The following is a 10,985-nucleotide window of genomic DNA, read 5'->3' as shown; positions in this document are numbered from 1 at the left end:
CGCGCGAGAACAATGCGCCCCCGGAATGGGAACTCTACGATTGCGACAAGGATCCGATGGAGCTCTTCAACGTCGCAAACGACCCCGCCTATGCTGGGATCTTCAAGGCGATGCTCGAAAAGCTCGACGCCAAGCAGGCCGATATCGGCGATGTGCCGGAGCATGACAGCAAAGAGGTGCTCAAGGGCCTCGTTATCGCGTCCTGAGCCATGAGACCATGGCCGGAACAGCCTGTCCCGGCCTCATGAAAACACATGAGCCGGTCGCGCATTTGCGACCGGGGCGGCTGCATGTTGCCCCTAGCGACTGGCCATCTTTGCAAGGCGGTCTCTTCGGCGCGGTCTCATTCGCGCTACCACAGACCGCAATATGGAGGAGGCGCCCGTGCGGCTTATCTTCGTTCTGTTCGACTCGCTCAACCGCCTCGCCCTTGGCTCCTATGGCGGTGATATCCAAACGCCGAATTTCGACCGGCTCGCCGCCCGCAGCGTGACCTTCGACCGTAATTACGTCGGAAGCCTACCCTGCATCCCGGCGCGACGCGACCTGCAGACCGGCCGGGCAAATTTCTTCCACCGCAGCTGGGGCCCGATGGAACCCTATGACGTTTCCTTCTGCGACCTGCTGCGGGAGAAGGGCATATATACCCATCTCGTGACGGACCATTTCCACTATTTTCAGGATGGCGGAACCGGCTACCACACGAAATACAACAGCTGGGAATTCATCCGTGGCCAGGAATATGACGCCTGGAAGGGGATCGCCGAGCCGCCGCTCGATACCTTCCGGCGGGATTATGACGCGCGCCATTACGATCCGGCGAAAAAGCCCGGCCGGGTCCAGCATATGATCAACAATGTGCATCAGATGCGCGAGGAGGATTTTCCGATCGCGCAATGCTTCGCCTCGGCCTTCGATTTCCTCGACAAAAACCGCGCCGCCGACAACTGGATGCTGCAGCTCGAACTGTTCGATCCGCACGAGCCCTTCCGCGCCCCGGAGCGCTTCCGCCGCGATGGTGACAGCGACTGGCAGGGCGCGGTGTTTAACTGGCCGGACTACAAGCGCGTCAACGAAACCGACGATGAAGTGGCGGAGATCCGGGCGAACTATGCAGCTCTTTTGCGCATGTGCGACGACTATCTCGGCCGCCTTCTCGATTATATGGACGAACAAGACATGTGGAAGGATACCGCGATCGTGCTCGGCACGGATCACGGGTTTCTTCTCGGCGAACATGGCTGGTGGGGCAAGGGCCGGATGCCCTATTACGAGGAGATCGTCCATACGCCACTGATGCTCTGCCATCCTCAGATGCCGGAGCGGGCCGGTGACCGGGTTAGTTCACTGACCCAGACCACGGACATCATGCCGACCATCCTTGAGCTCTTCGGCATCGGGGCGCCATCTCCCGTCACCGGTCGCTCCCTTCTTGCCGATCCCGAGCCCGACCGGGTGGTTGCCTTCGGCCTGTTTGCAGGGCCCGTGGGCGTGACCGACGGGCGTTACGTCATGCTGCATTATCCGCCGGACGTCCTCGCCGACGGGCTCCACGAATACACGCTGATGCCCCAGCACATGACCGGGCCGTTCAACGACGAGGAGATCGGCACGGCCACGCTCTCGCCGCCGTTCGACTTCTGTCGAAACATGCCGTTGCTGAAGATCGAAGCGCTTTCAACCGCAAGGCGTCCGCCGAACATCAATGGTACGTTCGAGGATCAGGGCTTCCTGTTGTTCGACCTCGAAAAGGATCCGCAGCAGCAGAAACCGATCCGGAATGCCGCTGTCGAGGCGCGCCTTTATGCCGGCTTGCGGGACTATATGCTGGCCCATGACGCGCCGGCGGAGGCCTATGCCTGGCAGGGGTTGGAGGCCGCAGAGGACAGCCGCGCACGGATCTCGAACATCGGGAGGCCGATGTGACATGATGGCTGAGCTCCACAGGCTGAATCGCGCAGGAAAAGTGATCAAGTCAGGTTATCGCAGGACGCTTTGTTGTGATTGGATCGCATGTGGTCCTGTTGATAGACGTCAATCCAACCAAAGCGCCGACTCAAATCCCCGGCATCTCTCCGCTCTGCAGTGATCTGGCGGGTCCATCAAGAATTGTGTTGCGTCATATCGTCGTTGAACCTGAACCTGTCGATGAAAACCAGTGATCTCCCGTGTCCATACTGTCTGATCTGAATTCTCCGGTGCTCCGCTCCACGCTGCGCGCCACCAATGCCTGGATGCACCTTCTCTCGCCGGTGTTGCGGCTGCGGCTTCTGGTGCGCCGGAGCGAGATATGGCTGGTGGCGATCGCCACCGTCATCGGCGTTGCCGCAGGGCTCGCCCAGGCCGCCATTTCGACCGCGGCCCATGGATTGCAGCGATTGCTTTTCGGACTCGGGCCGGACGAGCGGCTGAGCGCAGCAACGGGCACCTTCGGCCTCTGGGCGCTCGGCGTGCCGCTGGTCGGCGGCCTGTTGCTGGTGCCCGTGGCCTATCTGGTCAAGCGCAAAGGGCGGCGCATGGTTGACCCGATCGAGGCCAATGCGCTGCATGGCGGTCATCTTTCCTTCAAGGACAGCCTTGTCATCACGTTGCAGACCATCATCTCCAACGGTTTCGGCGCGTCTGTAGGGCTGGAGGCGGCCTATGCCCAGATGGGCGGGGCCTTCGGCTCCAAGCTCAGCGCATTTCTGCATGCGCGGCGATCGGACATGCGGCTGCTCCTCGGCTGCGGCGCGGGCGCGGCTATCGCGGCGGCGTTTCAGGCGCCGATCGCCGGCGCTTTCTATGCCTTCGAGCTGGTGATCGGGACCTACACCATCGCCGCGCTCGCGCCCGTCATGGTTGCCTGCATCGCCGCGACCTTCATTTCCGGTTGGCTCACCGACAGTCACGGGAGCCAGCTCGGCGGCTTGCCCAGCATCGACCTCGACATGTTCGTTGCGCTGATGGGGCTTGCCGTGGTGACGGCGATCTGCAGCGTTGCGCTGATGCTGCTGGTCAGTCAAACCGAGAAGTTGTTCGGAAAGCTTAGGATTCCGTCACTCGTCAGACCCATTTTCGGCGGCGCAGTTCTTGCCTTTGCCGTGGCGTTTGCGCCCTTCGTGCTGTCATCCGGTCATGGCGCGATGCAGTCTCTGCTCGAGGACCCGCCGACCTCTCTATGGCTGCTTCTGTTCATGATTGTCGTCAAGATGCTGGCCTCGGCGGTCTCGCTCGGCAGCGGATTTCGCGGCGGCCTGTTCTTTGCTTCCCTGTTCGTCGGCGCACTGATCGGTCTTGCCTATTTCATGGTGCTGGACCGGATCGCGCCGGGCATGATCGCCGACAACCGGATTGCCGCCTTTGCCGGTATGACCGGGCTTGCCGCCGCCGTGGTCGGCGGGCCGCTGACCATGGTATTCCTGACGCTCGAGGATTCCGGTTCCCTGTCGCTGGCGATCACGATGCTGGCGGTGGCCGCCGTATCGTCCGTGCTGATCCGCCAGTTCTTCGGCTATTCCTTCGCGACCTGGCGTTTCCACCAGCGCGGCGAGACCATCCGCAGCGCGCATGATATCGGGCTGATCCGCTCGCTCACGGTCGGGCGGATGATGCGCCGCGACATCCGCACCGCGCGCGTTGGTCTGACGGTCCGCACCTTCCGGCGGGACTTCCCGCTCGGTTCCGCAAAGCAGGTGGTCGTGGTTGATGACGACGGTGCCTATGTGGGTATGGCGCTGATGCCGGAGATATATGCGCTCGATGAGGAAATGCTCGATCAGCCGCTCGAAGACTTCCTCGCCCTGAAGGAGACCGCGCTGACGCCCGAAATGACGGCGCGTCAGGCCGCACAGCAGTTCGAGGACCAGGCCTCCGATGCTCTGGTGGTTGTGACCGACCGGCGTTCCAACCATGTGCTCGGGATATTGAGCGAAAGCTACGTGTTGCGCCGCTATGCCGAGGAATTGGACAAGGTCCGAATGGATATGAGCGGCGTCATCAGGAGACCCGCGCGTTCCGCTGGGCGGCGCTGAGATCAGCGCGTTGACGATCTGGCCGATTAGGGCCTAAGGTCCAGGTCGATCCTCGCCGCTCAACTGGGTCCGGTCCGCACCGGCCCGGCATCGCTGGTCGAGAGCCATTTGCGCAGGTGCCGGCCAAGGATGTCGGCCTTCAGTTTCGGTTCGATGCCGTGCTGCACGAGGTTGTGGAACTCGTGGGGGTCGGCCTGCTGGTCATAGACCTCCATCAGGCCTGCGCTTTCATAGAAGCAGGACTTCCAGCGCCCGTCGAACACCATCACGCCATGCTCGGGCCGGAAGCCGGACTGTGAATCGTTGAACTCCGAAATACAGGTCGCACACAGGCTCGCTCCGCTTCGGATTCAGGTTCTGAGGCTGTCTGACCGCAGGACGGGATGGCGGGTTGTACAGACAGGGCGTTGGAACGGCATGCCGATCGGTGTGGCTCCGGTGATTGATCGGTGAACGCCTTTTTGCGGAAAGGCTTATGGCCAAGTTGGATGAGCCGGGAACGCGCGGGGAGCCGCTCCACTGGCAACGTTTACACTCTACACGTTGGCAGCCGAGCTTATTGCGACAATGTGCCTGTGGTTCCAATCCCTTCAAGACCCTGAAACAGATCATGAGAGTGGACCATGTAGCTGGAGCACAGCGGACGCCCTGCAGTCTGCTTTCCGTTTTCCTATGCCGTTGGTATCTCGAACCTGTTCCTCAGCCGGAAAAGCTCGGCCGTGAAACTGCGGACGAGGCTGGACTTCTGGATGTCGGCGGGAAAGAGAAGGTAGACGCGGAACATCACCTCGGGCTTGAAGGGGCGGAGCGCGATGGTAAGGGTTTCCGTGTCGCCGATCACCAGTGGGTTGACCAGGCCCACGGCATCTCCCTCCTGCGCCAGCGCGCAGATGGTGGCGGCGTTCGGGGTTTCGATCACATATCTCGGCTCGTGGCCTGCGTTCTTCATGGTCTCGTCAAAACGCTTTCTCGCCCGATCCTCCGGGCTGAGGCCGATCAGCGGCCATTCCGCGATCAGATCGGGGGTGACTGCTTTGTGAATGGTCAGCGGATGGGACTTCGGCATGGCGACAAGGCCTGGAAAGCTGCCAAACAACTGGCTGTCGATTCCCGATCGGTCGATTTCGTCCGCCGCGAGCCCGAGATCGTATTGCCCGTCGGTGATGCCGTTCCTGATCGCCGACGACCAAGTGATGTGGAAGGTGATCCTCACGCCAGGATGCTGGTTTCTGAAGGCGCGGATCGCCGCGGGCGCGAGGATGGCACCGGCTGCCGCCAGTGAGGCGATCTTCAGCGTGCCGGCGCCGTAGTCGCGGATACTAGCTGCCGTTGCCTGCAGCCGGTCAAGTCCCTTGAAGCTGATCTCCACCTCCCGAGAGAACAGAGTTCCCTCGGGCGTCGCGATCAACCGACCGCGCACCCGGTCGAACAGCGGAAACCGCACCGCCGCTTCCAGCTCGGCGATCAGACGCGAGACGGCCGGCTGGGTGACGCCCATCAACTCGGCGGCTCTGACGGTCGAACCTGAGATCATGACGGCGTTGAAGGCTTCAAGCTGACGAAAATTCATACCTATAAGGTTTCCGTATAGAATTATGCGCTTTGATCAGTATTTCTGTTGCGATCAAAAGGCAATGATGGCTCCGAAATTTCAGGAGTTCACATGCGCGACGCAACAAGAAGCGTTCATCATCCGAAGATCAGCGAAGAGGGGTATGCCGCCCTCGGCGTTCCGACCCACCGGACCTCCACGATCGTCTTTCCGGATGCGGAGGCCTACGCGACCCGCTCCCAGCGGGATCTCGACGGCTATTCCTACGGCCTGCACGGCACGCCGACCCAGCGCGTGCTGGAGGCGCAGCTTACCGCACTCGAAAACGGGTTGAAGACGGTCATTCTGCCATCCGGTCAGGCTGCGATTGCGGTTGTGCTGCTGTCGTCCTTGAAGCCCGGCGACCATGTTCTGGTGGCCGACAACGCCTATCCGCCCGTCATCGGGCTTTGCCGCAATTTCCTCGAGCCGCGCGGCATCGAATGGTCCGTGTTCGAGCCGGGAATTGGAGCGGGTATCGAGGAGTTCATCCGAGAGAGCACTCGGCTGATCTGGATGGAATCGCCCGGTTCCACGACCATGGAAATCGAGGATGTGCCGGCGATCACGGCGATCGCAAAAACGCGCGGCATCCTGACCGGCATCGACAATACCTGGGCGACGCCGCTTCTGTTCAAGCCGCTCGACCATGGCGTCGACTTCTCGATGCAGGCACTGACCAAATATCCGGGCGGCCACTCCGACCTGCTGATGGGCTCGGTCAGCGTCAACGATCTGGGACTGCGCAAGGCTTTGCGCGACACCATGCGCATGCTCGGCTTCGGCGTTTCGCCTGACGCGGTGCAGTTGGTACTGCGCGGGATGGAAACCATGGCCGTGCGTCTCGCCCATGTCGGGCGCGTGGCCGGCGAGATCGCGACGGAGCTGGAAGGCCGTGATGTTGGGCCGGTGCTGTTTCCGGCCCTTGCCTCTAGCCCCGGACATGCCATCTGGAAACGCGACTTTGCCGGCGCGAGCGGCGTGTTCTCGGTCGTCCTGCCGGCCGATCATGAAGCGCGCCTCGATGCCGCGCTCAATGGCCTGCGCTATTTCGCGATCGGCGCCTCCTGGGGCGGCACCCGCAGCCTGATCGCGCCGATGAGCGTCAAGACATCGCGGCAGATGCCGCACCCCCACAAGGACCGCATCATTCTGCGCGTCAATATCGGCGTGGAAGATCCCTCCGATCTCAGGGAAGACCTCGACGGATTCTTCACTGCGCTCGCGGGCTGACAAGACAAATGCAGCATATAAAATCCAACAAGGAGACGGGAACATGACCTGCAAGACCACATTGACTGCAATGGCGATGATCGCCGCGCTAACTGCACCGGCATTGGCGCAATCGACCTCGACGCTTGAGACCGTGAAGGAGCGGGGGCGGCTGATCTGCGGCTCCAGCCAGGGCACGCCCGGCTTCGGCGCGCCGGATGACAATGGCTATTGGCGCGGCCTCGATGTTGAGACCTGCCGGGCCGTCGCCGTTGCCGTACTTGACGACAAGGATGCGGTCGATTTCGTGCCGCTGTCCGGCCAGCAGCGCATTCCGGCCCTTCAGACGGGCGAGATCGATATGCTGCCGCGCACGCTCACCTGGACGCTGCAGCGCGACGCCAACGGCATCAACTTCACGACGCCGAATTACTATGAATTCACCGGATTCATGATGCCGAGATCGCTCGGCATCACCAGGGTTGAGGACATGGCGGGCGCTTCGGTCTGCGTGCAAACCGGCTCTACCACCGAGGTGGTTGTCAACGATGTCTCGACCAAGAACGATCTCGATCTTCAACCCGTCGTCTTCGACAACACCACCGCCGGCCGTCAGGCCTTCTTCTCCGGCCGCTGCGATGCGCTGATCACCGATGCCGGCGCGCTCGCCTCCGTACGCGCGACGATGGCCGACAATCCGGAAGACTACGTCATCTTTCCGGCAACGCCCTATATGGATGCCCTGACGCCCGCCGTCCGCCATGGCGACGACCAGTGGCTCGATATCGTCACCTGGTCGATCCAGGCGATGATCGCCGCCGAGGCATTCGGGCTTAACAGCTCGAATATCGACGACTATCTCGACAGCGACGATCCGCGCATCCGCCGCTTCCTGGGCACGGATCCGGGCAATGGCGTGGCCCTCGGTCTCAGCGATGACTTCGCCTACCGGATCGTGAAATCTGTAGGGAATTACGCCGAGGTCTATGATCGCAATGTCGGCATGGACAGCCCGCTGAAGCTGGAGCGCGGTTACAATGCACTGTTCAATGACGGCGGGCTGATGTTTCCGCTGGCCTTTCAGTAAAGCCGGTCATGCTGTCGCTCTGGTATTCACAACGGGCCCGTTCCTGGGCTATGCAGATCGCCCTTCTGGGCGGTCTGGTGCTGTTCGTCTGGTGGCTTGCGGGCAATACGCATGAGAACCTTATGGAACGCGGCATCCGCACCGGCTTCGACTATCTCTGGCGGCCGGCACGCTTTCCAATTTCCGAAAGCATTGTTCGCTACGATGCATCGGACAGCTTCTTCTGGGCCTATGTCGTCGGTCTCGCCAATACGCTGTGGCTGTCGTTCCTGTCGATCCTGTTTGCAACGTTGCTCGGGCTGGTGGTCGGGCTTTCGCGCCGCTCGGCCCATCCGTTGCTGTCGCGTTTTGCCGGCACCTATGTCACCGTGCTGCGCAACGTTCCGCTGATCGTCCAGCTTCTCTTCTGGTATGCGATTGCCACGTCGCTGTTTCCGGTTCCGCGCGAGGCGCTCAACCCGCTGCCCGGCGTGTTCCTGTCCATTCGCGGCATCTATGCTCCGGCCCTGACGCTCGGACCGGGCGCCAGCATTCTGCTGATCGTCGCGGCGATTCTTCTGGTCATTGCGTTCGTCGGCGGTTTCAAGCTTTCGGCGGGAAACCGCCTGCCGGTAAAAGCCGCGAGCGTCGGCCTTTCTCTCTGCATCTGGGCGGCAGCCGTCGTCTGGCTTTCGGGACGGTTCGGCCATCCGATCGGCCTTGAGGCTCCGGCCCTGAAGGGTCTCAATTTCAGGGGCGGCATGGTGCTTTCGCCTGAATTCGCCGCGATCATCACCGGCCTGACGATCTACACGTCGGCCTTTATCGGCGAAATCATCCGCGGCGGCATCGACGCCGTCGAAAAGGGGCAGTGGGAAGGCGGCAGGGCGCTGGGGCTCAGCGAACGCCAGATCATGTTCAGGATCATCCTGCCGCAGGCGCTCAGGATCATTGTGCCGCCCATGACCTCGCAATATCTCTCGACCGTGAAGAACACCACGCTTGCCGTCGCGGTCGGCTATCCCGAACTCGGCCTCGTGGTCAACACCGTGATCAACCAGACCGGCCAGGCCATCGAGAGCATCCTGATCATGCTGGCCGTCTTCCTCAGTATTTCGCTCTCTGTTTCCGCTTTCATGAACTGGTACAATGCGCGCGTCGCGCTGGTGGTGCGCTGATGACCGATATAGCTTTCAAGATCGCTGATGCACCGCAGAAACCGCCCAGGGCAAGGCGCAAGCCGCTTCTGAAGCTGTTGTTCGGCGACCTGCTGTCGGCATTCCTCACGGTTCTGGCCGTCCTCATCATTCTCGGCCTCATCCCGGCCTTCAACTGGGCCGTTCTCGATGCCCACTGGGTTGGCGGACCGGCCGCATGCCAGGGGGGCGGGGCCTGCTGGACCTTTATCGGCGCCAAGGCGCGGCTGATCCTGTTCGGCCTCTATCCGCCGCAGGAGCAATGGCGGGCCACCATCGTGATTGTGCTGATCGTCGCCATGGTGCTCGTCTCACTGTCGCCCAAATTGTGGAACGCGCGGCTGCTGCTGGTCTGGGCCGCCGCGATTGCCGCCATGCTGGTGCTGATGGGCGGCGGGGTGCTGGGGCTCGATTACGTGCCGACGTCGAAATGGGGCGGCCTGCCGGTGACACTGCTTCTGGCGGTGCTCTCGCTCGGCCTTGCCTTTCCGCTGGCCGTGCTGCTTGCGCTGGGGCGGCGGGGAAAATTGCCTGTGGCGCGCGCGATCAGCATTTTCGTGATCGAGCTTGTGCGCGGTCTTCCTCTGGTCGGTCTGCTTTTCGTCGCGGCGATCCTGCTGCCGCTGCTCCTGCCGCCGGAATGGACGGTGGACAAGCTGGGGCGGACGCTCGCTGCGCTGACGATCTTCGCGGCTGCCTATCTGGCAGAGGTCATTCGCGGCGGGCTGCAGGGGCTGGATGACGGGCAGGTCGAGGCCGCCGAGGCGCTCGGCATTCCCTACTGGAAAATGATCTGGCACATCGTTTTGCCGCAGGCGATCCAGAACGTGATCCCGCCGCTGACGAACACCGCCATCGTGATGATCAAGAACACCTCGCTGGTGCTGATCGTCGGCGTTTTCGACATGTTGAGCGCGGCCCGCAGCGCCAGCACGGACCCGGCATGGCCCGCGCCATCGACGGAGGCCTATCTGTTCGTCGCCGCGATCTATTTCATCATCTGCTTTTCCATATCCATCTACTCGCGCCATCTAGAACGGGGCGTAGCCGCAAGGAACCACGGATGAAACCTGCGATCGAAATCGATAATATCGACAAATTCTATGGCGATTTTCACGTGCTCAAGGGCGTGTCGATGACGGTTGCGCCCGGTGAGAAGGTCGTCGTCTGTGGCCCATCGGGCTCGGGCAAGTCGACGCTGATCCGCTGCATCAACCGCCTCGAGGAGCATCAGGCGGGCCGGATCGTCGTCAACGGCGTCGAGCTTGGCGACGATCTGCGCAATCTCGATGCGGTCCGCCGCGATGCCGGCATGGTGTTCCAGCACTTCAACCTGTTTCCGCATCTGACGGTGCTCGAAAACTGCGCTCTGCCGCAGATTCTGTCGCGGCGCACGCCGCGCGCGAAAGCGGAGACGGCGGCGGAAACCTTCCTGAAGCGCGTCCGCATTCTCGACCAGGCGCCCAAATTTCCCGGGCAGCTTTCCGGCGGGCAAAAGCAACGCGTCGCCATAGCGCGGGCGCTGTGCATGCGCCCGCGTATCATGCTGTTCGATGAACCGACATCGGCGCTCGATCCGAAGATGATCCGGGAGGTGCTCGACGTGATGGTGGAACTCGCCGATGACGGCATGACCATGGTGGTCGTGACCCACGAAATGGGCTTTGCCCGCCAGGTCGCCGATCGCGTCGTCTATATGGAAGCCGGCGAAATGGTCGAAACCGCCGCTCCCGATCAATTCTTCGATGCGCCGAAAGACGCTAGAACACGCCGCTTTCTTTCCAGCATCCGCACGATGACCAACTGAAGGGTCGCGTCGCGAGCCGATATCTTTGTGCGAGGCAGTTTGACGCGGTGACCTGCCCCCCGCATAGTCCCGCTTTTGATGTAGAGTTTGCTCAATCATA

Annotated in this window: 10 protein-coding genes; 8 read left to right on the top strand and 2 right to left on the bottom strand. The window is 61.9% G+C overall.

What is annotated here, in order from left to right:
* The 3 genes from HPQ62_RS16455 to HPQ62_RS16445 all read left to right on the top strand — a co-directional run.
* Positions 1–206 (top strand): sulfatase/phosphatase domain-containing protein (locus HPQ62_RS16455; protein WP_174803650.1); only part of this gene is annotated, 206 nt, incomplete at its 5' end.
* Between the two features lie 178 nt (positions 207–384).
* The gene (locus tag HPQ62_RS16450; protein WP_174803649.1) at positions 385–1,926 is read left to right on the top strand and encodes a sulfatase-like hydrolase/transferase; all 1,542 of its coding nucleotides are present in this window, start codon (positions 385–387) and stop codon (positions 1,924–1,926) included.
* Between the two features lie 242 nt (positions 1,927–2,168).
* On the top strand, positions 2,169–4,013 hold the full coding sequence (locus tag HPQ62_RS16445; RefSeq protein ID WP_174803648.1) for a chloride channel protein: 1,845 nt from the start codon (positions 2,169–2,171) through the stop codon (positions 4,011–4,013).
* 59 nt (positions 4,014–4,072) lie between these two features.
* Here HPQ62_RS16445 and HPQ62_RS16440 read toward each other — a convergent pair whose 3' ends face one another.
* Together HPQ62_RS16440 and HPQ62_RS16435 are read right to left on the bottom strand one after the other, a co-directional pair.
* Complete coding sequence (locus HPQ62_RS16440; protein WP_174803647.1) at positions 4,073–4,282, bottom strand: hypothetical protein; 210 nt, start codon at positions 4,280–4,282, stop codon at positions 4,073–4,075.
* Between the two features lie 401 nt (positions 4,283–4,683).
* On the bottom strand, positions 4,684–5,583 hold the full coding sequence (locus HPQ62_RS16435) for a LysR substrate-binding domain-containing protein (RefSeq protein ID WP_174803646.1): 900 nt from the start codon (positions 5,581–5,583) through the stop codon (positions 4,684–4,686).
* A gap of 93 nt (positions 5,584–5,676) precedes the next feature.
* Between HPQ62_RS16435 and HPQ62_RS16430 the strand changes: the two genes are divergently transcribed.
* Genes HPQ62_RS16430 through HPQ62_RS16410 form a run of 5 tightly spaced genes read left to right on the top strand, consistent with a single transcriptional unit; the run spans position 5,677 to position 10,885 of the window.
* The gene (locus HPQ62_RS16430; RefSeq protein ID WP_174803645.1) at positions 5,677–6,837 is read left to right on the top strand and encodes a trans-sulfuration enzyme family protein; all 1,161 of its coding nucleotides are present in this window, start codon (positions 5,677–5,679) and stop codon (positions 6,835–6,837) included.
* Between the two features lie 43 nt (positions 6,838–6,880).
* Positions 6,881–7,903 carry an amino acid ABC transporter substrate-binding protein gene (locus tag HPQ62_RS16425; protein WP_174803644.1) on the top strand — a complete coding sequence of 341 codons (1,023 nt, stop codon included), beginning with the start codon at positions 6,881–6,883 and terminating at the stop codon, positions 7,901–7,903.
* Between the two features lie 8 nt (positions 7,904–7,911).
* Complete coding sequence (locus tag HPQ62_RS16420) at positions 7,912–9,060, top strand: amino acid ABC transporter permease (RefSeq protein WP_244629739.1); 1,149 nt, start codon at positions 7,912–7,914, stop codon at positions 9,058–9,060.
* Complete coding sequence (locus tag HPQ62_RS16415; protein WP_174803643.1) at positions 9,060–10,145, top strand: amino acid ABC transporter permease; 1,086 nt, start codon at positions 9,060–9,062, stop codon at positions 10,143–10,145. The genes HPQ62_RS16420 and HPQ62_RS16415 overlap by 1 nt, the downstream gene beginning before the upstream one ends.
* Positions 10,142–10,885, top strand: coding sequence for an amino acid ABC transporter ATP-binding protein (locus tag HPQ62_RS16410; protein ID WP_174803642.1), 744 nt, complete (start codon positions 10,142–10,144; stop codon positions 10,883–10,885). Before HPQ62_RS16415 ends, HPQ62_RS16410 begins: the two co-directional genes overlap by 4 nt.
* Positions 10,886–10,985 lie beyond the last annotated feature (100 nt).

It is taken from the genome of Martelella limonii (genome assembly GCF_013344475.1).
In the GTDB taxonomy this organism is placed as follows: Bacteria; Pseudomonadota; Alphaproteobacteria; order Rhizobiales; family Rhizobiaceae; genus Martelella; species Martelella limonii.
The sequence above is the reverse complement of the archived record's forward strand: the minus strand, read 5'-3'. Positions and strand labels throughout refer to the sequence as shown.

Coding starts and splice junctions, on each gene's coding strand:
- HPQ62_RS16420 (WP_244629739.1), top strand. CDS start 7,912: ATGCTGTCGCTCTGGTATTCACAACGGGCCCGTTCCTGGGCTATGCAG.
- HPQ62_RS16435 (WP_174803646.1), bottom strand. CDS start 5,583: ATGAATTTTCGTCAGCTTGAAGCCTTCAACGCCGTCATGATCTCAGGT.
- HPQ62_RS16415 (WP_174803643.1), top strand. CDS start 9,060: ATGACCGATATAGCTTTCAAGATCGCTGATGCACCGCAGAAACCGCCC.
- HPQ62_RS16425 (WP_174803644.1), top strand. CDS start 6,881: ATGACCTGCAAGACCACATTGACTGCAATGGCGATGATCGCCGCGCTA.
- HPQ62_RS16410 (WP_174803642.1), top strand. CDS start 10,142: ATGAAACCTGCGATCGAAATCGATAATATCGACAAATTCTATGGCGAT.
- HPQ62_RS16430 (WP_174803645.1), top strand. CDS start 5,677: ATGCGCGACGCAACAAGAAGCGTTCATCATCCGAAGATCAGCGAAGAG.